This is a genomic window from Shewanella sp. K8, from assembly GCF_028823715.1.
GTDB lineage: Bacteria > Pseudomonadota > Gammaproteobacteria > Enterobacterales > Shewanellaceae > Shewanella > Shewanella algae.
The window spans coordinates 97,464-120,665 of sequence record NZ_JAPEHY010000010.1 but is presented as its reverse complement, the minus strand read 5'-3'; the positions used below and the strand labels follow the sequence as shown (position 1 = coordinate 120,665).

Here is a 23,202-nt window from a genome sequence, read left to right as displayed (position 1 = left end):
CCAAAGTGCTTGAGCAAGTTCCGCCTGGTGGTTATTGGAGGGATCTCCCTCTTGATGTGCAGAAAGATTATATGAAGAAAAGCTTTTACCTTGGAGGTGGCAAAACTGGTATGGCAAGACGTCTGAGTTGGGATGAGCCTAGCTTAACCTTGACTTGTTCTCCTGCTCAGAAACAAACTGAACGATGCCACCCTGAAGAGACTCGACCACTGACAGTAAGGGAATACGCTCGCATTCAGACATTCCCAGATGATTGGATTTTTTCGGGACCGATTACGGCTCAATATAAACAAATTGGAAATGCTGTTCCCGTCAATTTAGCAAGCGCAGTTGCTCGTTCAGTCGTGCGTTTGCTAAACCAAATAGAGGTATTTGAATTAGAAAAGCAGAAAAGAATAGCTTAAGCGTGTTGGCCGAAAAATAGGAAGGATATTAAATAATGTCCTTCCTATAAATCAACTTCACTTTACTCAAAGGTTTTTTACTATTATCTACTTTTTTATCATCGCCTTTACGCGATTAATTATACCTCCATCCAACTCGATACCGATAAAGTGCCGTCCCAGAGCCTTACAGGCTTTCCCGGTAGAGCCTGAACCCATGAAGCAATCCAAGACAATGTCTCCGGGGCGACTGCTGGCGTTAATGATGTGCTCGAGCATGGCTGCGGGTTTTTCACAGGGATGCTTGCCTGGGTAGTAGGGTACAGCCGGGTAGTGCCAAACATCGGTAAACGGTACATCTTTGGATACCGTGAATGGTCGGCGTAAGTTCTGGTACTGTGCTTTCAAGTCATCAAACTCTTGCGCTAGACCTTGGTATTGTCGCTGCAGCGCCACAAACTCAGTTTCCAGCGTGTCATAGTCCCGCTCCAAAGCCTTTTGGGTAAACAAAGCCTGCAGCTTTTGATACTGCTCTGCATTGGGTAACTGCCACTGTGAAGCTGTAAACCAGTGGCTGGCCATCTGGGTTCCGGTGGCTTGATTTATCTCTTTGTTGGTGACGCCGGCGCGGGCTTTTTCTTCCTGGAAGTAGTTAATCAAGGGGGCAAAGACATGCTGGCGCACTTTTCATAGTAGCCACAGCTGCCTTTGGCAAAACCTTCAGCGCCCTAGTGCTCGCACATAATGATCCGCTCAGTTGCTCGGAGGTTGATTGTAGCCCAGGGTTGAGTGTGTTGATGTGACCAGGTTGCCACGAACGTATGACCAGAGTAGGGAACCGTGCAGGTGCAGTACATCTTGGCATAATATGGGATCGCATCCTTGGTGTTTTGGATAGTAGCTTGACGGATGATTTTCCCCGTCTTTGCTATGACTTACGGCCTTTGGTTGAAGTGTTTTTTTGCTGTGAGCCTTTACTGGCGCTTTTTCCCCCTGCGCCGCCTTTTCCCGCCTTTCTCTCTTTGGTTTTTCCTTCAGTGGCTTTTCCCTCAGTCGCTTTGCGGGAAGCCGTTTGAGCCTTTTGGCTCCGGGTCTGCTGTGGTTTATTGGCGGCTGTTTCGGTGTCTGTTGCGTCAGCAATTTTCGGCTGTGGCAATATCCCCAACTCTTCAAAGAAATTGATCTGCCTTCTCAGCTCAAATAAAGAGCCGGTACGGCTGGTCTGGCCTATGGTCAGGGTCCAGCTGTCTGTGAGGCCGTCGGTATTGCTGAGGATATAGCCACGATAAACAAGCTTACGCATCTTATTGAGCGCTGATCCCTATGTTGGATACGCCGCTCATGACGATTTCCTTGCGCAGTGCTTTGACAAACTCCGCCGTTATCTGCGGGTTTTCCTCGATTATTTCCAGCAAGGATCCCTGCAATTCGCGCTCTTCCTGCATCACTTCGTGGTTGAATACAAACTCGTCCAATGCTTCACCATCCAATTCGGGAGCGGCTATGGCTTCGATATAGTGGGCCACGGTACCGGATGACAGCTTGGAGATATTGGTGATGTCGTCTTCCACCTTGCTTTCCAGTGCACCCAGCAGTGAACTGAGTGCCACAGCGGCATCCATCGCCGGGTAGGCTCCATAGGCGTCAAATTGGGTCGGCTCCGGGGTGTTTTCTTCCAGTTTTGCCATCTGCAGCTCAAGGTTCAGCTTGAGTTTGCGGTCATATAAAGACTGCCACAACAGGTTGAGTACCGTATCCAATACCTGGGGATCGCCGAATTCACACACCTCGGAAAACAGTTGGTAGTTGGGGTACATACGCTGGCACAGCGCCACGGCAAAGAGTTTCTTTTGTGGCAGTTCCAGCGCCTTTAGGCGTTTAAAGAAGCCCGGTTTAGTTGTCATCGGTTAAATCCATCGAAAGTTGGGATATCACTTGTTTTGCCGCAGATTCTACCTTAGTTAACTCATAAAGTAACTCCAGTATTTCCGGCTCCAGCTCGGCAATGCTGCTGCCTTGCTTGAGACCGCCCTCCACAGTCTGACAGAGTTTTTGCAACGTCGGTACGCCGCAGTAGCAACAGGCACCGTGCAGTTTGTGGACACAGGCCTGCATTTTGGCGGCGTCATCCTGCTCCAGCGATTCCTGGATGTTGCTGGTGGTGTCCGGCACGGAGTCAATTAGCATTCTGAGCATATCCAGCGCCAGATCCTGTTTCTGATTGGCCTGGGTCAGACACAGTTCCCAGTTGAGGGTGTGCTGGTCAAAATGGGTAAACTTGGGCCGGGTAATCCAGCGGCTGATCACTCCTTTTAGTGCGGCTTCATCTATAGGCTTGGGCAGGTAGCTATCCATGCCGCTATTGAGGATCCGCTCGCGCTCCTCATTGATGGCGTGAGCCGTCACCGCAATGATGGGGGTATTGCGGTTCAATGAGTCCTGACGAATGAGCCGGGTGGCGGTAATGCCATCAGTTCCCGGCATCTGGATATCCATAAAAATCAAATCAAAGCTGCGCTGTTTGGCCAGATTCACCGCTTGCTCGCCATTACTGGCGGTGGTCACCCCAGTGACCAATTCATCGAGCAGGGTGTCAATCAGCTTGAGGTTGGCCGGGTTGTCATCCACCGCCAGCACATTGAGTTTGTGGCGCTGCTGCGGCTCAACCAGCTTGGGCAGGGCGGGCTTGAGTTCAGATTCCTGTGGCAGATAAATCATGTTGCGTGCCATCAGATATTCGCTGGCAGGAATGCTCAGAACAAGGTCTACCACAGGGCGAATATAGCGCTCCAGTGCCTCTTGATCATGGCAGTCGAACAGCGCAATAAGGGCCTCGCTCACTTGTCTGGCACTCTTGAGCACTGCCTGCAACTGAGTCGGGCCATCGAAACCGTGACAGCCGAGCAGCACATAGTGGAAATGCGCCTTGTCTTGAGCAAGCTCGGCTTCCAACTGCGGCACAGTGTGAACACTGTTGACCTGCATCTGCCATTGTTGCAGACGGCGGTTGAGCACAGAGCGGGTCAAGGGCCTGGGTTCAAACAACAATACCGTCTTGCCTCTGAGCTGCTCCAGTGGCAGCGGCTCACCTATCGGGAACTGGCTGGTCATCAGTGGCAGGGTAAACCAGAAGGTGGAGCCTTTACCCACCCGGGAGCTGAAGCCTATCTGGCCGCCCATCTGGTTAATGAGGCGTTTGGTGATCACCAGCCCAAGGCCGGTACCGCCGAAGCGGCGTGAGATAGATGAATCGGCCTGGCCAAACGCCTGAAACAGCAACTCCTGCTGGCTTTCTTCAATGCCAATACCTGTATCTGACACCTCACAGTGCAGCAGCAACTTGTCTTCCTTGATGTTGCTGATATCCACCTTCAACAGCACGCTGCCCTGATCGGTAAACTTGATGGCATTGCCCACCAGATTGGTGATGATCTGACCCACCCGCATGGCATCGCCGCTGACGGCATCCGGCACTTCCGGGGCTACATCCACCACAAGTTCCAGCCCTTTCTCGTGGGCAGAGCCAGCCAGCAGCATCATGGTGTCATCCAGGGTTTCCCTGAGGGCAAACGGCATGGTTTCCAGCACCATTTTGCCGGCTTCCAACTTGGAGAAGTCGAGGATGTCGTTAATGATACTCAGCAGGTTGGTGGCACTGCGTTCAATGGTGCGAATATATTCCATCTGGCTGGCGTGCAGCGGCGTTTTCAATAGTTGACGGGCAAAACCTATCACGCCATTGAGCGGCGTTCTCAGTTCGTGGGACATGTTGGCCAAAAATTCAGATTTTATTCGGCTGGCTTCCAGCGCCCGTTTCTTGGCCAAGTCCAGTTCAACGTTCTGAATTTCAATCTGCTCCAGGGTTTCCCTGAGATCCGAGGTCGCCTGATCGATATTCTGCTGCATCTCGTCATGGTATTCCGACAAGGAGCCCGCCATGGCGTTAATCCCCCGTTTGAGCAGATCCAGCTCACCGATGAGATTGCCCTCCAGCCGGGTATCCAGCTTGCCCTCGCGGATTTTGGCCACCACCCGCACCATGTCTGTGATTGGCTGAGTCACATTCTTTACCAGACGGAAGGTGAACAGCAGATTCAGCTGCACCCCGATAAGCACTATGATAAAAGCCGCTACCGCGGCTCTGTGCTGTTCCAGCAGCGCCTTTTCCTTGTTGAGCAGCAAAGAGATATAACCCAGAGGTTTCTCATTGAAGCCGGGAGCATCGTCTACCGCCAGCAGACTGCCGGCGGCGAAAATAGGTGCTCTCAGCACCAGACTGTCGCCTACCTGATCGTACTCGGTACGGGCCAGATCCGAGATGGCGCCCTTGTAGCGCATAATCTCAAAGTCTTTGTGATAGTGGGAGGTGACAAACAGTTGATTGTCGGCATCGAAGATGGCGATGGATTTCACCAGGGTCGACTTGTTGAGCTGAGCCGCGGCGAGCAGGCGTTTGGTGGCCTCGCGGTTATTGGCGGCCAGGCCTACCTCACTGGCGATGGCCAGCGGCTCTATGATATTGCTGCCCTGTTCTATGAGCGTATCTTCAAGCTCATAAAAGCGATTTATGGTAAAGTAACTGCCCAGAAGAATACCGACCAAAATGGTAGGAGCCAGGGCCAATACCAGCACCCAGGATCTGAGGCTGTACTTGGTCATGTTATTCGCACTGTTCATGGGCGGTATAGGTATTCCAGATAGTTTGTTTTACGGCTATAGATAGACTGCCAGATATCCCGGCGTCTTTGCCAGTTTTTTATTGTTTCAGGGGCCTAGATGGCACAATTTTTTAGAGAAAAACCAAACAGATCCAAGAAAGTCTCCGCAAAACTGTCACTCACGGCTTCCGGATTGGATCATCAGGGTGCCGGGATCGGTCAATATCAGGGCAAAGTGGTGTTTATTCCCGGCTTGTTACCCGGTGAGAGCGCCGAGGTGCAGCTCACCGAACAAAAAAAGAACTATGCCAGGGGCAAACTCATCCGCATCACCCAAACATCGCCGGAGCGGGTTGAACCCCAATGCCCCCATTATGCGCTTTGCGGCGGCTGCGATCTGCAACACTTGTCAGATTTGAGCCAGCGGCAGCACAAGCGCCGGGCCCTGGCCGAGTTGTTTGCCAAGCTCTCGGGCCTATCCGAGCTGCCGGAGATAGGCGAGCTGGCTTCCGCCCCTTGGCATTATAGACGCAAGGCCAGACTGGCGACCTGGTATGGCAAACAAAGTCGCGAATTCACCCTGGGGTTCAGGGCCAAGTCAAGCAGTAAAGTAGTTGCCATTGGCGAATGTCCTGTATTGGCGGCTTCGTTGTCGGAACTGATAAAGCCGTTGGCAGCGCAACTGGCACACCTGCAGGGCGTGGCTCAGCTTGGTCATGTGGAACTGATTGAAACCGAAGCCGGTCGTTTTGTGGTGCTGAGAATTACCCGGCCACTGGTGAATAAAGACAAGGAAAAGCTCAAGGCTTTTGCCGGGCAGCAAGGATTACAGTTGGTGCTGCAGGACAATCAGGGTGAGTGTGAGTACCTTACGGGCAATCAGCCAAGCTACCGCTTGTCCGGCGCCGATGGCGATGAGCTGACGCTTAAATTTAATCCGGGGAATTTTATTCAGGTCAATGGTGAAGTAAACCGCGCCATGGTGGCCAAGGCCATAGATTGGCTGCAACCCAAGGACGGCGAGCACATATTGGATCTCTTCTGCGGCATGGGTAACTTCAGCCTACCGCTGGCGGCCACCGGCGTTAGGGTCACAGGTGTCGAGGGCGTGCCTGCCATGGTTGAGCAGGCCAGACAAAATGCCAAACAGGCCGGGCTTGAAGGGTTGCAGTTCTTTTGCGCCGATCTCAGCGCCGACCTCTCGGCCGAGCCTTGGCTTGGTAAGGTGGATAAGCTGCTGCTGGATCCCGCCCGTGCCGGTGCCTATGAGACGCTTTCTTATCTGAAAAACATCGCGCCCGAGCGAGTGGTGTATGTCTCCTGTAATCCGGCGAGCCTGGCGCGGGACAGCGTCTTGTTGCTTGAGCAAGGCTATCGCCTGGAGCGCCTCAGTGTGTTGGACATGTTCCCCCAGACCCATCACACCGAAGCCATGGCCTTGTTTGTGCGGAATTGATGCTTTTATTGTCTATCGAGTCAATTTTATCAATAAAGGTACTCACGGGGGTTTGACATCCCATCGGGTATGCTCAAGATAGGGAGTCTTGTTGAGTCTGTTAATCGGACACTAAAGGAAGGTGAGATGGTATCTGTTCGCGAAGCACACTTTAAGGATCCTGATTTCAATCTGGATGAGTGGGTTAATCGTTATGTGGCCGACTCCGCCGATGCCGGGCGTTTGTTGGAGCTGATAGCCAAGGTGGAAGCGCTGCCTATGGGTAAGTGCAAGCGTCCCAAAGCCGAGCTGCAGGCCAAGGCGCGGGAGATGATAGAGATCCTCGCGCCGCTCAACATGGATATCGAAACCCTGCAGGCCGCCATCTTATTTGTGTTTTTCGAGGTGGGCATAGTCGATGAAGCCAAGCTCACCGAAGACTTTGGCCCCGAGTTGGCTACCTTGGTCAACAGCGTCAAGACCATGGATGCCATAGGTGCGCTCAAGGTGGGCAATGACAGCCGCAGCAGCGAACCGCAAATCGACAATATCCGCAAGATGTTGCTGGCCATGGTGGAAGATGTACGCGCCGTGGTGATCAAACTGGCCGAGCGGGTATGCCTGCTGCGGGCCGTGAAAAACGACGATGAAGAAACCCGGGTATTGTTGGCCCGGGAAATTGCCGACATCTACGCGCCGCTGGCCAACCGTTTGGGCATAGGTCAGCTCAAGTGGGAGCTGGAGGATATCTCGTTTCGTTATCTGCATCCCGAGACCTATAAAGAGATTGCCAAGCAGCTGGACGGCAAGCGCCTGGACCGTGAAGTCTTTATCGACAACTTTGTCAATCAGTTGCAAACGCGGCTGGATGAAGAAGGCATTCGTGCCAAGGTCTATGGCCGCCCCAAACATATCTATTCCATCTGGCGCAAGATGCGCGGCAAGCAGCTTAAATTTGACGAGCTGTTTGACGTACGTGCGGTGCGAATCGTCACCGACCGGCTGCAGGACTGCTACGGCGCGCTCGGTGTAGTGCATACCCTTTGGCACCATATTCCCAGAGAGTTTGACGACTATATTGCCAACCCCAAACCCAACGGCTACCAGTCGATTCACACTGTGGTGGTGGGGCCGGAGGGCAAAACAGTCGAAATCCAAATTCGTACCCAGCAGATGCATGAAGATGCCGAGCTCGGGGTGGCGGCTCACTGGAAATATAAAGAGGGCAATCACTCCGGCAAACAGAGTGGCTACGAAGAGAAGATCAACTGGCTGCGCAAGATTTTGCAGTGGCAGGAAGATGTGGTCGAGAGCGGCAACCTGGTGGAGGAGATCCGGGCCCAGGTCTTCGAAGACAGAGTTTATGTGTTTACCCCGTCCGGTGAAGTGGTGGACTTGCCAGCCGGCTCGACCGTGCTGGACTTTGCCTACTATATCCACTCTCAGGTGGGTCACAAGTGTATTGGCGCCAAGGTCGATGGCCGCATAGTGCCGTTCACCTACCAGGTGGAAACCGGTGAGCGCATCGAGATCATCACCTCCAAGCATCCCAATCCGAAGCGGGATTGGCTTAACCCCAACCTGGGTTATATCAAGACCTCCAGAGCCCGCAGCAAGATCCAACACTGGTTCAAGCAGCAGGACAGGGACAAGAACCTGGTGGCCGGACGCGAGATGCTGGAAGCCGAACTGGCGCGGGTGGGGCTGACACTCAAGGATGTCGGCAGCGCAATTGAGCGCTTCAACATGACCAACATGGATGACCTGTTGGCGGCCATAGGTGGCGGCGATGTGCGCCTCAACCAAGTGGTTAATCATGTACAGAGCCGACTCAGAACTCAGGAGCCTTCTGACGAAGAAGCGGTGGAAGAGCTGGTCAAGAAAGGTCAGCAGAAACCCATAGGCGCCAATCGCGGCCAGATTGAGGTCAATGGTGTCGGTAATCTGATGAGCCATCTGGCGCGCTGCTGTCAGCCGGTGCCCGGTGATGAAATTTTCGGTTTTATTACCAAGGGACGCGGTATTTCGGTGCACAGAGCCGATTGTGAGCAGGTCAAGGAACTGATGCGCGCCCATCCCGAGCGGGTAGTGGATGTGGTCTGGGGCGAAAACTACTCCGGCGGCTACAAAATCCGTATTCGAGTGGTGGCCAATGACAGAACCGGTCTGCTGCGGGATCTCACCTCTGTGCTGGCGGCGGAAAAGTCCAATGTGCTGGCGATGAGTTCCTCATCGGATCTCAAGAACCAGACTGCGGCCATTGAACTTGAGATGGAGCTTTATAACCTCGACGGTTTATCCCGGGTTATTTCCAAGCTGACCCAGATAGACGGGGTAATAGAAGCCCGCAGGCTCTGATGCCGGATTGGTATTCGAGTGACACGAAAAACAGGACGCATAGGTTGCGTCCTGCTGTTTTTTAAGACTTATCAAAGAGTCGTTGGATTGGTAAGCGTATTAGCAACAAAGGAGTAACGGCGGTGGCGGCAGATATCAATGCATTGCTTGAGATTATGGCAAAGCTCAGGGACCCTGAGCTGGGTTGCCCATGGGACAGGGCGCAGGACTTTGACTCCATAGTGCCCTACACCCTGGAAGAAGCCTATGAAGTGGCCGACGCCATAGAGAGCCGCGACTGGCAGGAGTTACCTTCTGAGCTTGGCGATCTGCTGTTTCAGGTGGTGTTCTATTGTCAGCTTGGCAAGGAAAAGGGCTGGTTTGATTTCGCCACTGTGCTTGAGCGGATATGTAATAAGCTTATCAATCGTCATCCCCATGTGTTTGCCGCCGATACCGACTTGAGTTTTGACTCGGCGCCGGATGCCAAGAACAACTGGGAGCGTATCAAGGCGGCCGAGCGCGCAGGGCGCGAGCTGCACTCAGTGCTGGACGATATTCCCAAGGCGCTGCCGGCGTTGGCGCGGGCGGGTAAGATCCAAAAGCGGGTCGCCCGGGTAGGCTTTGATTGGCCCGAGCTTGAGCCTGTGGTCGGCAAGGTACAGGAAGAGATTGAAGAAGTGTTGCACGAAGCACGTCAAGCCACGCCGGATAAGGCCAGGGTTGAGGATGAAGTGGGCGACTTGCTGTTTGCTGCGGTGAATCTGGCGCGCCACTTGGGGGTGGATCCCGAGCAGGCTCTCAGAGGGGCCAACAACAAGTTTGAGCGGCGTTTTCGTGCTGTTGAGCAAAAAGCCAATGCCAGCGGCAAGCCGTTTGAAGAACATGATCTGCAGGCACTGGATGCTTATTGGGATCAGGTCAAGCGTGAAGAGCGCGGTGAAATCCAGTAGAAGGCGAAGCCTGGATTAAAAATGCGCGAATGAGATCAGAGCGTAAAAATTATCGTCATTCCTGTTTGGTAAATGGCAGGGGCTTTGATATACTGTCGCCCCGTCCTGGTGCTTTCATTCGAGCACCTATTTATCATTCTTTTTTCTCAGGTTCAGCATGACTACAAGGTATATCTTCGTTACTGGTGGCGTTGTTTCATCACTAGGTAAAGGCATTGCAGCAGCATCGCTCGCGGCAATTTTAGAGGCCAGAGGCCTGAATGTAACCATCATGAAGCTGGATCCTTACATCAACGTTGATCCGGGAACCATGAGCCCAACCCAACACGGGGAAGTATTTGTCACTGAGGACGGCGCAGAGACAGATCTGGACTTGGGCCACTATGAGCGTTTCATCCGTACCAAGATGAACCGCCGCAACAACTTCACTACAGGTCGTATCTACGAGGAAGTGCTGCGCAAGGAGCGTCGTGGTGACTACCTGGGTGCAACTATTCAGGTTATTCCGCACATCACCAACGCCATCAAGGAAAAAGTCCTCGAAGGCGGTGAAGGCCATGATGTCGCCATCGTTGAAATCGGTGGTACTGTGGGTGATATCGAATCTCTGCCTTTCCTCGAGTCTATCCGTCAGTTGGGTGTTGAACTGGGCCGCGATCGCAGTTTGTTTATGCATCTGACTCTGGTGCCTTTTATCGGCCCGGCTCAGGAAGTGAAAACCAAGCCGACTCAGCATTCAGTTAAAGAGCTGCGTTCTATCGGTATTGCGCCGGATATTCTGGTTTGCCGTGGCGACCGTGCTATTCCAGCCACAGAGCGAGCCAAAATCTCCCTGTTCTGTAATGTTGAAGAGCGGGCGGTTATCTCCCTCAAAGACGTGGATTCCATCTACAAGATCCCGGCGCTGCTGCGCTCACAAGGGCTGGATGAGCTGGTAGTCAAGCGCTTTGGCCTGAGCTGCCCTGAAGCCGACCTGTCCGAATGGGAAAACGTGGTTTATCAGGAAGCCAATCCAAACAATGAAGTGACCATAGGTATGGTCGGCAAGTACATCGAACTGCCGGATGCCTACAAGTCAGTCAACGAAGCGTTGAAGCATGCCGGCCTCAAAAACCGGGTTTCGGTGAACATCAAATATATCGACTCCCAGACTGTTGAAGTCAAAGGCGTTGAAGTGCTGGAAGGTCTGGATGGCATTCTGGTTCCCGGCGGCTTTGGTGAGCGTGGTGTTGAAGGTAAGATCCTTGCCGCTCAATACGCCCGTGAAAACGAACTGCCATACTTTGGTATCTGTCTGGGTATGCAGGTTGCCCTGATTGAATTCGCCCGTCATGTCGCCGGCATGGAAGGTGCCCACTCTACCGAATTCAACAAGGAAACCCCGTTCCCTGTTGTGGGCCTGATCACCGAATGGATCGATGAAGAAGGCAATCTGGAGCAGCGTGACGAGGCCTCAGATCTTGGCGGTACCATGCGTCTTGGCGCTCAGCTGTGCCATCTGATTGAAGGCACCAAGGCCGCTGCGGCTTATAAGAGCAACACCTGTATCGAGCGTCACCGCCATCGTTACGAAGTGAACAACGCCTTCCGTGAGCGTCTGGAAAAAGCCGGCTTGGTATTCAGTGGCTTGTCTTCGGATCGCAAGCTGGTAGAGATGATCGAGATACCTGGTCACCCTTGGTTTGTTGCCGGTCAGTTCCATCCGGAATTCACCTCCACACCTCGCGACGGGCACCCGCTGTTTGAAGGTTTTGTCGCCGCCGCCAGTACTTACCAAAAGCGTAATCTGGGTTAAACTATAAGAGCCGGACTGCTATGGCAGCTCCGGCTTTTTCATCCCCGGCCGCGCCGGGAAGTGTGAAGTGAAAGTCCAATACCCATATGAGAGACGCTGAACGCTCAGATGGGTATGGGTTTTTTCTTTAACTTTAATCGAGGACATTATGGCTAAGATCATTAACGTCATTGGACGCGAAATCATGGATTCTCGCGGTAACCCCACTGTAGAAGCTGAAGTGCATCTGGAAGGTGGTTTCATCGGCATGGCAGCAGCTCCATCAGGCGCTTCTACCGGTAGCCGTGAAGCGCTGGAACTGCGCGATGGCGACAAGGCCCGCTATCTGGGTAAAGGCGTGCTCAAGGCTGTTGACAATGTCAACGGTCCTATCCGTGAAGCCCTGCTGGGTAAAGATGCCACGGCTCAAGCTGAGCTGGATGGCATCATGATCGCGCTGGACGGCACCGAAAACAAAGACAAGCTGGGCGCCAATGCCATTCTGGCTGTGTCTTTGGCTGCTGCCAAGGCCGCTGCTGCCTTCAAAGGTATGCCACTTTACGCTCACATCGCTGAACTGAACGGGACTCCTGGCCAGTACAGCATGCCGGTTCCTATGATGAACATCTTGAACGGTGGTGAGCATGCCGACAACAACGTCGACATTCAGGAATTCATGGTACAGCCAGTCGGTGCCAAGAGTTTCCGTGAAGCCCTGCGTATGGGCGCTGAAATCTTCCACAACCTGAAGAAGGTGCTCAAGTCCAAGGGCCTGAACACTGCCGTGGGTGACGAAGGCGGTTTTGCGCCTAACCTGTCATCCAACGCCGATGCCCTGGCTGTTATCAAAGAAGCCGTTGAAGCTGCTGGCTACAAACTGGGTACAGATGTGACTCTGGCTCTGGATTGTGCGGCTTCCGAGTTCTACAAAGACGGTAAGTATGACCTGGCCGGTGAAGGCAAGGTATTCGATTCCAATGGTTTCTCTGACTTCCTCAAGTCGCTGACCGAGCAGTATCCTATCGTTTCTATCGAAGATGGCCTGGATGAGTCTGATTGGGATGGCTGGGCTTACCAGACCAAGATCCTTGGTGACAAGATCCAGCTGGTGGGTGATGACCTGTTCGTGACCAACACCAAGATCCTGTCTCGCGGTATCGAGCAGGGCGTTGCCAACTCGATTCTGATCAAGTTCAACCAGATAGGTTCTCTGACCGAGACTCTGGCCGCTATCCGCATGGCCAAGGAAGCCGGTTACACAGCCGTTATCTCTCACCGCTCAGGTGAAACTGAAGATGCGACCATTGCCGACTTGGCAGTAGGTACCGCAGCCGGCCAGATCAAGACCGGCTCTCTGTGCCGTTCTGACCGTGTTGCCAAGTACAACCAGCTGCTGCGTATTGAAGAGCAACTGGGCGCCAAGGCAGCCTACCACGGTCTGAGTGAGATCAAAGGTCAGGCGTAATTTTCGCCCCCAGCTACAAAAGGCCGCCACTTGGTGGCCTTTTTTGTTGTACTATCAACACTAATCGTATTTTTTAGGGCATGAGCTGAATTTATCACCATGAAACGACTGCTTTTTGTCATCGCCTTGTTGCTGGGGCTACTGCAATATCGTCTTTGGCTGGGAGAAAACAGTCTGCCGGAGTACTTCCATCTTGAGCAGCAGATAGCGGCTCAAAATGACAGCAATGCCAGGCTCGAAGAACGTAACCAGGTACTGAAAGAGGAGATCCGCGATCTGCGCAGCGGTACCGAAGCCCTGGAAGAGCGTGCCCGCAATGAGCTGGGGTTAATCAAGAAGGGTGAAACCTTTTATCGGGTTGTTGGTGGTGAGCAGCGTTCCATGTCTTTGGCCAGTCAGTAGCGGCCCAATTTCAACATAACGGATATCCATGAGCGAATCTATTTCCTCCCGAACCATAGCGGCCGGGGTCCCCAGTGATGAACCAGTGATTGCCATAGTACCGGCAGCGGGAATAGGCAGTCGCATGGGCGCCGACTGTCCCAAGCAGTATCTGCCACTTGCCGGCTCCTGCATTTTGGAGCAAACCCTCAAGGGGTTGCTGAGTCACAACGGCATCTCAAGGGTGATAGTGGCGCTGAACCCGGAAGATAGCTTCTTTGGCAAACTGGCGGTGGCCAGTCATCCCAAGTTAGAGACAGTCACCGGCGGCAAAGAGCGGGCCGATTCTGTGCTGGCGGCGCTTGAGAGCCTGGTAGCCGACAAGCCATTGCCCGCCAATACCTGGGCCCTGGTACACGATGCCGCCAGACCCTGCCTGACCCATGGCGATATTGATAAGCTGCTTGCTTCACGGAAACAACATCCTCAGGGGGCGATACTGGCTGCGCCAGTGCGCGACACCATGAAACGCAGCGGCGTTGATGGCTGCATCAGTGAAACGGTTGCCAGAGAAGCACTCTGGCATGCGCTAACGCCGCAGCTGTTTCCACTGCTCACTTTGACCGATGCGCTGAAAGCGGCGCTGGCCGCCGGTGTGCTGGTGACAGATGAAGCCTCGGCGATGGAGTGGCGCGGAGTACACCCGGCACTTATCAGCGGCCGCAGTGACAATATCAAGGTAACCCATCCGGACGACTTGCCGCTGGCAGCGCTTTATCTGGCGCATCAGCGGGGCAACTGAATACAGGAACAAGCAATGAATATACGTATTGGACACGGTTTTGATGTACATAAATTCGGTGGTGAGCCGCCCTTGGTCCTCGGTGGGGTGAAAGTGCCGTACCACACAGGCCTGTTGGCGCACTCGGATGGTGATGTGGTATTGCACGCGATTTCAGATGCGATACTCGGCGCCATGGCACTTGGTGACATAGGTAAACACTTTCCCGATACAGATGCCGAATTCAAGGGAGCCGACAGCCGGGTGCTGCTGCGTCATTGTTACCGCCTGGCACTGGACAAAGGCTTTCGTCTCGGCAACCTGGATGTGACCATTATTGCCCAGGCGCCCAAGATGGCGCCGCATATTGAAGCCATTCGACAGATGTTGGCCGAAGATCTGCACACAGATCTCGATTCCATCAACGTCAAGGCGACCACGACAGAAAAACTCGGCTTTACCGGCCGCAGTGAAGGCATTGCGGTAGAAGCCGTGGTGCTGATGTTCGGTATGTAATACCGACTCATTTACAGGAAAAGATTCAAATAAGATGAATTCATTACACTTTCTCTATGGCAAGCCTCTCTCCAAAGGCGATATGCGCACCAGCAACAGCGATTTTCAGGTGCAGGAAATACTGCCTTTTCTGCCCTCGGGCGAGGGTGAGCACCATCTGCTGCATATTCGTAAAGATGGCCTGAATACGGTTCAGGTGGCCGAGATGCTGGCCAAATTGGCCAAGGTGCATCCCAAAGAGGTGACCTTTGCCGGCCAGAAGGATAAGAATGCCATCACAGAGCAGTGGTTCGGCGTACGAATTCCGGGGAAAGAAACACCGGATTGGCTGAGTCTCAACAGTGAGTCCATCACGGTATTGAGTGCGGCGCGTCATAACAAGAAGCTGCGCATTGGTGCGCTTTCCGGTAACCGTTTCAAGCTGGTTCTGCGCCAGATAACTCAGCCGGAAGATGTATTGCAGCGGCTGGAGTCGATTGCCGAGGGGGGCGTACCCAACTATTTCGGTGAACAGCGCTTTGGCCACAACGGCCGCAACATAGAAATGGCGCGGCAGATGCTGCAGGGGCGCAAGGTGAAAGACAGAAACAAGCGCTCCATCTACCTGTCGGCGCTGCGCTCATTATTGTTTAATCAACTGGTATCTCAGCGCCTGGCGACCCATGGGCTTGAGTGTCTGGACGGTGATTGTGTCATGCTGGCCGGCAGCCGCAGCTTCTTTGTTGCCGAGCGCTGGGATGGGGTGTTGCAACAAAGGCTGGCAGAGAAAGATATTTTGCTGTCGGCGCCCATGTGGGGTAGGGGGCAGCCACTCAGCAGTGCCGATGCCTTGGCCTTTGAGGCTCAGGTTCTGGCCGAATACAGCGCTGATTGTGAAGGCCTGGAAAAAGCCGGGCTCGAGCAGGAAAGGCGACCACTGTTGTTGCGTCCCGAAGGGATGAAGTACCAGTTTATCGAGCCGGACACACTGGAGCTGGAGTTCAGCCTTCCCGCCGGCAGCTTTGCAACCTCAGTGCTGCGGGAACTGCTCGACTATGATGATGTGACCGAACGTCTGTGGCGTGAGCGCCAGGCGGCTCAGGAAGGAAACCCTGCATGAAAATCTTGGTCAGCAACGATGATGGGGTAACGGCTCCTGGGATCCGCGCCCTATCGGAAGCCTTGTCAGCCGTTGCCGAAGTGCTCACTGTGGCGCCGGATCGCAACTGCTCCGGTGCCAGTAACTCTTTAACCTTGACGAATCCCTTAAGGATTAATAAGTTAGACAATGGCTACATCTCGGTAAACGGCACGCCAACCGATTGCGTTCATCTGGCGATTCGTGAACTCTATGAAGGCGAACCCGACATGGTGGTCTCGGGGATCAATGCCGGTGCCAATATGGGAGACGATACCCTCTACTCAGGCACAGTGGCGGCGGCGATGGAAGGGCGTTTTCTGGGGTTGCCGGCAGTGGCCGTATCCTTGGTGGGCCGTGAGCTTACGCATTATGACAGTGCGGCGGCCTATGCGGTGAAGATCATCATGGGGCTTAAGAAGCATCCTATTGCCTCGGATCAGATCCTCAATATCAATGTGCCGGATCTGCCTCTCGATGAAATCAAGGGGATACGGGTTACTCGGCTCGGCGCCCGCCATAAGGCTGAGGGTATGGTCAGAGCCAGAGATCCTCACGGCCGCGAGGTGTTTTGGTTGGGGCCACCCGGGATTGAACTGGATGTGGGTGAAGACACAGACTTTTATGCCGTGTCTCAGGGATATGTATCCATCACCCCATTAACTGTAGATTTAACCGCCTATCGGCAGCTTTCACAATTGCAACACTGGATAGAAAAACTATGACCCGGGTAGCCTCCACATCGGCACTGAACTTAACCAGAAAACTGCAGGAAGCAGGGATCCGTCACCCGGGTCTGTTGCAGGTGGTGGCCAAAACCCCCAGAGAGTTGTTTCTTGATGGTGCCTTGGCGCACAAGGCTTATGAAAACACCGCTCTACCCATAGGCTCGGGCCAAACCATATCCCAGCCTTACATTGTGGCGAGAATGACGGAGTTATTGTTGGAGCATAATCCTGCCAAGGTGCTTGAAATAGGTACCGGATCAGGATATCAGGCGGCGGTGCTGGCGCAGTTGGTGCCAGAGCTTTGCACGGTTGAGCGGATCAAAAGCCTGCAAATTCAGGCTCGCCAACGCCTCAAACGCTTGGATCTGCATAATGTGGCCTTCAAATACGGTGATGGCTGGCAAGGTTGGCCCAACAGGGCGCCCTTCGATGCCATCATGGTGACAGCGGCGGCCTCTGACATTCCCACAGCCTTGCTGGAACAGTTGGCAGAGGGGGGCGTACTGGTGATTCCCGTTGGTGATGAGAGCCAACAGTTGCTGAAGATCCGCCGGGAGAGGGGACAGTTTATTTCCCAAGTGGTCGAAGCGGTAAAATTTGTTCCCTTAATCAGTGGCGGTTTGGCCTGATAGTCATTAAAGCATGCAGGAGTATTCTTGAGCCCATTGCATTCTAGCCAGTTTCTGCATAAAAAGGCGTCATTTCTTTGTCGCCTTGGCTCAGTGCTATTGGTCACTCTGGTTTCTGGATGCAGTTTTCAGGCTCACAGGCCGGCTCCGGTCGAATCCATTTATGGCGTAAAACGGCCGGCGATCGAAAGAGGCTCTATTCGCTCTGATACCTATAAGGTGAAAAAGGGCGATACCCTCTACTCCATCGCTTGGGGGGCCGGTAAAGACTATGCACAAATAGCCAAGTTAAATCAGCTAGATAAGTCTTATACCATCTACCCTGGCCAAGTGCTCATTCTCGATAGTAAAAAAAATGTTAAATCGAATTCGCAGCCGAGTTCGAGTAAAAACTCCAAATCCAAACCTCAAAAACCAAAAGATAAGATCTATAAAAAACAGACTGTTAAGCAGAAGCAAGCCGTCGCTCAAGCCAAGCAAAATAAGCCGAAAAAAACACTTGATCCCAAACCAAAGTCTGCTTACCCTGTATCCAATGGTAAACAGAATGTTAACCATGTTGTCCACAAGCCGAGTTCGACTCTGCCGGACAAAGTCAGTCGCTGGATATGGCCAGTCAATGGTCGGGTGATTGGCGCCTTCTCTGCCAAAGAGCAGGGAAACAAAGGAATCAAGATAGCCGGCAACCGAGGCGATATTATTAAAGCCACTGCCGATGGTCGGGTAGTCTATGCGGGTAATGCTTTGCGGGGTTATGGAAACCTCGTCATTATCAAGCATAGTGATGACTATCTCAGTGCTTACGCCCACGCCGATAAGATCTTGGTCAAGGAAAAGCAGCATGTGTCCGCCGGGCAAACTGTTGCGAAGATGGGAAGCACAGGCACCAACCAGGTCATGCTGCACTTTGAGATCCGCTACCATGGTCAGTCTGTTAATCCACTTAATTATTTACCCAAACGCTGATTGTTTGGGAGCCAAAGTTGGCATATGGAGGATAAAAAGCGATGTAAATTAGTTTGTTAAGGTTTGGGAGAGAATATTATGAGCCGCAAAAATGCTAGCGCACCCGTGGAAGAGCTTGTAGATTTATCCGTAAACGACACGGAAGTGGCGTCGAAGAAGGAAGAAGCTCTGGCCGAAATGGTTCAGGATGACCTGCAAAAGAACTTAGACGCGACCCAACTTTATCTGAGTGAAATCGGATTTTCCCCCTTGCTGAGTGCAGAAGAAGAAGTCTTTTTCTCGCGCAAGGCCCTCAAAGGTTGTGAAAAATCACGCAACCGCATGATCGAAAGTAATTTACGCCTCGTGGTCAAAATAGCCCGCCGTTACAACAACCGTGGCTTGGCACTCTTGGATCTGATTGAAGAAGGCAATCTTGGTCTGATCCGTGCCGTAGAGAAGTTTGACCCCGAGCGCGGATTCCGTTTCTCCACTTATGCCACCTGGTGGATCCGCCAGACCATAGAGCGAGCCATAATGAATCAGACCCGCACCATACGTCTGCCTATTCATGTGGTGAAAGAGCTCAATGTGTATCTGCGTACAGCCCGGGAGTTGGCTCATAAGCTGGATCACGAACCCACAGCCGAAGAGATAGCCGAAAAGCTGGAACTGCCGAGCAGTGATGTCAGCAAGATGCTGAAGCTGAATGAGAGGATCACCTCGGTCGACACCCCGATAGGCGGTGACAACGACAAGGCTCTACTCGATGTGTTGGCGGATGATGATGAGATGACGCCGGATGCCCAGGTGCAGGAAGAAGACATTTCCAATTCAGTAGTTAAGTGGCTCAATGAGCTCAATACCAAGCAAAGAGAAGTGCTTGCCAGACGCTTTGGCCTACTGGGATATGAACCTTCTACTCTGGAAGATGTGGGCTCGGAAATTGGCCTGACCCGTGAAAGAGTGCGGCAAATTCAGGTGGAGGCATTGAAACGCCTGCGCGACATACTCTCCTCTCAGGGGTTGTCGGTAGAGGCCCTGTTCAAGGCCTAAAGCAACTTACCATCCTTTGTAATAAAAAGAAGGGACGCATTGCGCCCCTTCTTTCTTGTATTTACAAGCCACAGCGATAGCTGGAGTAGCGGACTTAGTTTGCCAACGCCTTGAGTTTATAGATTAGGTCCAGCGCCTCTCTTGGGCTGAGTTCATCCGGGTTCAGCCTGCCAAGCAGAAGTTCAAGCTCAGATGGCGGCGTTTCCAGTTGCAGTGTGGCCTGCGCCGGGACATTGGAGTCTTGACCGTGATCGCGACTTTCAAGTTGTTGCAGTTTCAATTTTGCGGCCTTGATCACTGAGGCCGGAACACCGGCCAGTGAAGCAACCTGCAAACCATAGCTCTTGCTGGCGGCCCCCTCCTGCACTGCGTGCATAAAGACTATGCTGTCGCCATGCTCCATGGCATCCAGATGTACATTGGCAACTTGGGGCATCAATTCTGCCAACTGAGTCAGCTCGAAGTAATGGGTGGCAAACAGTGTCATGGCGCCGAGTCGCTGAGCCAGATACTCTGCCGCCGACCAGGCAAGTGACAAGCCGTCATAGGTGGAGGTGCCGCGGCCAATCTCATCCATCAGCACCAGACTCTCTGCGGTCGCATTGTGGAGAATATTGGCCGTTTCTGTCATTTCCACCATAAAGGTGGAGCGGCCCGAGGCCAGATCGTCCGAGGCGCCGATACGGGTGAAGATCCTGTCAACAGGCCCTAGAATCGCCTTATCTGCCGGCACAAAGCTGCCGATATGCGCCATCAGGGTGATCAGTGCCACCTGACGCATGTAAGTGGACTTACCGCCCATATTGGGGCCTGTGACCACCAACATTTTACGCTCAGGGCTAAGAGTTACCGGGTTGGCGATAAAGGGAGCCTGGCTGACCCGCTCAACTACTGGGTGACGCCCGGCTTCAATATGTATGCCCGGCTTATCGCTCAATTCCGGCTGGTTGTAGTTGAGGCTGTCGGCCCGCTCGGCAAAGTTGCTCAGTACATCCAACTCGGCCGCCGCCATGGCAAAGGCCTGCAACTCGCTGAGCTTGGGTAGCAGGAGATCGAACAGCTCGTCCCAAAGCTGTTTTTCCAGTGCCAGCGCCTTGCCCTGACTGGAGAGCACTTTCTCTTCATACTCTTTCAGCTCGGGGATGATATAGCGCTCGGTGTTTTTCAATGTCTGGCGTCTTTGGTAGCTCAGAGGCACCAGCGCCGACTGGCCGCGGGAAACTTCGATATAGTAGCCGTGTACCCGGTTGAAACCGACTTTCAGGGTGGCTATTCCCGTTTGCTCTTTTTCCCTGACTTCCAACTGTTGCAGATAGTCACTGGCGCCTTCACTGAGGCGGCGCCATTCATCCAGTTCGGCATGATAACCATCGCGGATCACGCCGCCATCACGAATGAGTACCGGTGGGTTGTCGACAATGGCCCGCTCCAGCAGCGCGAGTTCTTCAGGGAATTCACTGAGCTGGCGTTTCAAACGGCCAAGCTCGGGGCTTTGCGTATTTGCCAATAGTTGCTGCAGTTGCGGCAACAGCGCCAGCGCTTGCCGCAGACGGGCAAAGTCTCTCGGGCGGGCGCTTCTCAGAGCCAGGCGCGCCATGATCCGCTCCACATCACCGAGCGCCTTGAGGTCATCATGCAACGGTTCGAACAGGCCGCTGGCAATCAACTCCGCCACCGCAGTTTGTCGCAGGCCTATCTGTTGATGATCTCTGAGTGGCTGATGGATCCAGCGCTGTAACATCCTACTGCCCATGGGGGTAGCGGTTGCATCCAGCACCGAAGCCAAAGTATTGTCCCGGCCACCGGCAAGGTTCACCGTCAGTTCCAGATTCCGACGGGTGGCGGCATCCAACACTATGCTGTCGCTCTGGTTAAAGCGGGTAATGGCATTGATATGGGGCAGGGCGGTGCGCTGGGTATCTTTGACATACTGCATCAGGCAGCCGGCGGCCTGCAGTGACAGCCTGGCGTCTGTTATGCCAAAACCACGCAGATCTTTGGTGCCAAACTGATCCAGCAACAATCGCATGCTGGTATCCAAGTCAAACTCCCACTCGGGACGACGGCGTTTGCCCTTGATGCCGGCGATCAGGCTTTGTTGGGAAAAGTCTTCGCTGTAGAGCAGCTCGGCCGGTTTGGTGCGTTGCAGCTCTGCCTCCAATGATTCAAGGGTGGCCAGCTCGGCAATCACAAAACGGCCGGAGGCCACATCCAAGGTGGCGTAGCCAAAACCGTTCTTGCCTTCGTAGACGGCGGCCAGCAAGTTATCCTGACGTTCTTGCAGCAGCGCTTCATCGGTGAGGGTTCCGGGAGTCACTATGCGCACCACTTTGCGCTCGACCGGCCCTTTGGACGTGGCCGGGTCACCAATCTGCTCACAGATGGCAACCGACTCACCGAGCTGCACCAGCTTGGCGAGATAACCTTCCACCGCATGATAGGGAATACCCGCCATAGGAATAGGATCGCCGCCACTCTTGCCCCTGGCCGTCAGTGAAATACCCAAGAGCTCGGAGGCTTTTTTGGCATCATCGTAAAACAGTTCGTAAAAGTCCCCCATGCGATAAAACAGCAGCATTTCGGCATGCTGCGCCTTCATCGACAGATACTGTCGCATCATCGGGGTGTGTTTTTCCAAATCAGGGTTATCCATAGGCGTGATCACTGCATTCATGGGAGCTTTCAGATGTTTCCTTGACTGTTTTTCCAAGAGCGGTTGCCCTTTCGACAATGGCGCCAATAGTATCAGTTATTCATCACTGAACCAGTCGTGGGCGGGTAAATTTTATGCTTTCGGTCACAAGTGATTGATCCGCAAGCGGCCTTTAAATAAATTATCACCAGCACTTGATACTGTATGATTGTACAGTATACTAGGTGGCAGATTGGTATTGACGCCAAAGCTCTTAAAAGGAGCGGCAACATAGATTTCAGGCGGCGCATTGCGCCGCAATCAAGAGGGAACAGGAATGAAAATAGATCCAAACAAAGAGAAGGCGCTGAACGCAGTTCTGGGACAGATAGAGAAGCAGTTCGGTAAAGGTTCTATCATGAAACTGGGTGAAGACAGAACCATGGATGTCGAAACCATCTCTACCGGTTCGCTTTCTCTGGACGTGGCTCTGGGGGCCGGCGGTCTGCCAATGGGCCGTATCGTTGAGATCTATGGTCCTGAATCTTCTGGTAAAACAACCCTGACACTGGAAGTGATTGCTGCGGCGCAGCGTGAAGGCAAAGTGTGTGCTTTTATCGATGCCGAACACGCACTGGATCCTATCTACGCCAAGAAGCTGGGCGTGGATATCGATAACCTCCTGTGTTCTCAGCCAGATACAGGTGAACAGGCGCTGGAGATCTGTGATGCGCTGACTCGCAGTGGCGCCGTCGATGTCATCATTGTTGACTCAGTGGCGGCGCTGACGCCCAAGGCTGAAATCGAAGGTGAAATCGGTGATTCCCACATGGGTCTGGCGGCCCGTATGATGAGCCAGGCAATGCGCAAGCTGGCCGGTAACCTCAAGCAGTCCAACACTCTGCTTATCTTCATCAACCAGATCCGGATGAAGATAGGGGTCATGTTCGGTAACCCTGAAACCACCACTGGTGGTAACGCCCTTAAGTTCTACGCTTCCGTTCGTCTCGATATTCGCCGTACCGGCGCTATCAAAGAGGGTGACGAGGTTGTTGGTAACGAAACTCGGGTTAAAGTGGTTAAGAACAAGATTGCCGCCCCCTTCAAACAAGCCGATTTCCAAATTCTCTATGGTCAGGGGATCAACCGTACCGGTGAGTTGGTTGACCTGGGCGTAGCCCACAAGCTGGTGGAAAAATCCGGCGCCTGGTACAGCTACAAAGGTGACAAGATAGGTCAAGGCCGCGCCAATGCCGGTAAGTTCCTCAAGGAAAATCCCGAAGTGGCAGCCGAAATCGAAGCGGCACTGCGCGCTAAACTGCTCAGCAAAGCTGAAGCGGCTCCTGCCAGCGCCGAGACAGGTGAAGGCAATGTCGATCTGGAAACCGGAGAAGTCTTCTGAGCCAGTCGGT

At 53.4% G+C, this 23,202-nt stretch carries 20 protein-coding genes; 15 read left to right on the top strand and 5 right to left on the bottom strand.

The window, feature by feature from the left end:
- The coding region (locus tag ON072_RS07800) for a DNA cytosine methyltransferase (protein WP_274626012.1) at positions 1-404 on the top strand (404 nt) is incomplete at its 5' end.
- An 87-nt stretch (positions 405-491) separates the two neighbouring features.
- Here the strand turns inward: ON072_RS07800 and ON072_RS07795 are convergent.
- The 4 genes from ON072_RS07795 to barA form a co-directional block, all read right to left on the bottom strand.
- Positions 492-1,067: a DNA methyltransferase gene (locus tag ON072_RS07795; RefSeq protein ID WP_274626011.1), complete on the bottom strand. Its 576-nt coding sequence runs from the start codon at positions 1,065-1,067 to the stop codon at positions 492-494.
- A gap of 244 nt (positions 1,068-1,311) precedes the next feature.
- On the bottom strand, positions 1,312-1,686 hold the full coding sequence (locus ON072_RS21095; protein ID WP_144438446.1) for a DUF3319 domain-containing protein: 375 nt from the start codon (positions 1,684-1,686) through the stop codon (positions 1,312-1,314).
- 1 nt (position 1,687) lies between these two features.
- Positions 1,688-2,287 carry a YjaG family protein gene (locus tag ON072_RS07785; RefSeq protein WP_129980421.1) on the bottom strand — a complete coding sequence of 200 codons (600 nt, stop codon included), beginning with the start codon at positions 2,285-2,287 and terminating at the stop codon, positions 1,688-1,690.
- The gene (barA, locus tag ON072_RS07780) at positions 2,277-5,060 is read right to left on the bottom strand and encodes a two-component sensor histidine kinase BarA (RefSeq protein WP_274626010.1); all 2,784 of its coding nucleotides are present in this window, start codon (positions 5,058-5,060) and stop codon (positions 2,277-2,279) included. The genes ON072_RS07785 and barA overlap by 11 nt, the downstream gene beginning before the upstream one ends.
- 99 nt (positions 5,061-5,159) lie before the next feature.
- On the opposite strand from barA, the gene rlmD reads away from it, so the two are divergent.
- From rlmD to rpoS, 13 genes are all read left to right on the top strand, one after another.
- Complete coding sequence (gene rlmD, locus ON072_RS07775) at positions 5,160-6,497, top strand: 23S rRNA (uracil(1939)-C(5))-methyltransferase RlmD (RefSeq protein ID WP_144438448.1); 1,338 nt, start codon at positions 5,160-5,162, stop codon at positions 6,495-6,497.
- A gap of 126 nt (positions 6,498-6,623) precedes the next feature.
- Complete coding sequence (relA, locus tag ON072_RS07770) at positions 6,624-8,834, top strand: GTP diphosphokinase (protein WP_044734857.1); 2,211 nt, start codon at positions 6,624-6,626, stop codon at positions 8,832-8,834.
- A gap of 122 nt (positions 8,835-8,956) precedes the next feature.
- Positions 8,957-9,766, top strand: a complete 810-nt coding sequence (gene mazG / locus ON072_RS07765) for a nucleoside triphosphate pyrophosphohydrolase (protein ID WP_259663124.1) — start codon at positions 8,957-8,959, stop codon at positions 9,764-9,766.
- Positions 9,767-9,923: 157 nt separating this feature from the next.
- Positions 9,924-11,561, top strand: coding sequence for a CTP synthase (locus ON072_RS07760; protein WP_028781516.1), 1,638 nt, complete (start codon positions 9,924-9,926; stop codon positions 11,559-11,561).
- A 148-nt stretch (positions 11,562-11,709) separates the two neighbouring features.
- On the top strand, positions 11,710-13,005 hold the full coding sequence (gene eno, locus ON072_RS07755; RefSeq protein WP_025889133.1) for a phosphopyruvate hydratase: 1,296 nt from the start codon (positions 11,710-11,712) through the stop codon (positions 13,003-13,005).
- Between the two features lie 99 nt (positions 13,006-13,104).
- Positions 13,105-13,407 carry a cell division protein FtsB gene (ftsB, locus tag ON072_RS07750; RefSeq protein WP_025011658.1) on the top strand — a complete coding sequence of 101 codons (303 nt, stop codon included), beginning with the start codon at positions 13,105-13,107 and terminating at the stop codon, positions 13,405-13,407.
- 28 nt (positions 13,408-13,435) lie between these two features.
- On the top strand, positions 13,436-14,188 hold the full coding sequence (ispD, locus tag ON072_RS07745) for a 2-C-methyl-D-erythritol 4-phosphate cytidylyltransferase (RefSeq protein ID WP_071239240.1): 753 nt from the start codon (positions 13,436-13,438) through the stop codon (positions 14,186-14,188).
- A gap of 15 nt (positions 14,189-14,203) precedes the next feature.
- The gene (ispF, locus tag ON072_RS07740; protein ID WP_071239239.1) at positions 14,204-14,683 is read left to right on the top strand and encodes a 2-C-methyl-D-erythritol 2,4-cyclodiphosphate synthase; all 480 of its coding nucleotides are present in this window, start codon (positions 14,204-14,206) and stop codon (positions 14,681-14,683) included.
- A 34-nt stretch (positions 14,684-14,717) separates the two neighbouring features.
- Positions 14,718-15,782 carry a tRNA pseudouridine(13) synthase TruD gene (truD, locus tag ON072_RS07735; RefSeq protein WP_208129241.1) on the top strand — a complete coding sequence of 355 codons (1,065 nt, stop codon included), beginning with the start codon at positions 14,718-14,720 and terminating at the stop codon, positions 15,780-15,782.
- On the top strand, positions 15,779-16,525 hold the full coding sequence (surE, locus tag ON072_RS07730; protein ID WP_044734853.1) for a 5'/3'-nucleotidase SurE: 747 nt from the start codon (positions 15,779-15,781) through the stop codon (positions 16,523-16,525). The genes truD and surE overlap by 4 nt, the downstream gene beginning before the upstream one ends.
- A complete protein-coding gene (locus ON072_RS07725) occupies positions 16,522-17,157 on the top strand; it encodes a protein-L-isoaspartate(D-aspartate) O-methyltransferase (RefSeq protein WP_044734852.1) in 636 nt (211 codons plus the stop codon). The genes surE and ON072_RS07725 overlap by 4 nt, the downstream gene beginning before the upstream one ends.
- A 54-nt stretch (positions 17,158-17,211) precedes the next feature.
- The gene (locus ON072_RS07720) at positions 17,212-18,123 is read left to right on the top strand and encodes a peptidoglycan DD-metalloendopeptidase family protein (protein ID WP_062793901.1); all 912 of its coding nucleotides are present in this window, start codon (positions 17,212-17,214) and stop codon (positions 18,121-18,123) included.
- A 78-nt stretch (positions 18,124-18,201) separates the two neighbouring features.
- On the top strand, positions 18,202-19,158 hold the full coding sequence (rpoS, locus tag ON072_RS07715) for an RNA polymerase sigma factor RpoS (RefSeq protein WP_025889143.1): 957 nt from the start codon (positions 18,202-18,204) through the stop codon (positions 19,156-19,158).
- A gap of 94 nt (positions 19,159-19,252) precedes the next feature.
- Here the strand turns inward: rpoS and mutS are convergent, their stop codons facing one another.
- On the bottom strand, positions 19,253-21,811 hold the full coding sequence (gene mutS / locus ON072_RS07710; protein WP_371874331.1) for a DNA mismatch repair protein MutS: 2,559 nt from the start codon (positions 21,809-21,811) through the stop codon (positions 19,253-19,255).
- A 316-nt stretch (positions 21,812-22,127) separates the two neighbouring features.
- On the opposite strand from mutS, the gene recA reads away from it, so the two are divergent.
- A complete protein-coding gene (gene recA / locus ON072_RS07705; RefSeq protein WP_025011663.1) occupies positions 22,128-23,192 on the top strand; it encodes a recombinase RecA in 1,065 nt (354 codons plus the stop codon).
- Positions 23,193-23,202: the final 10 nt, after the last annotated feature.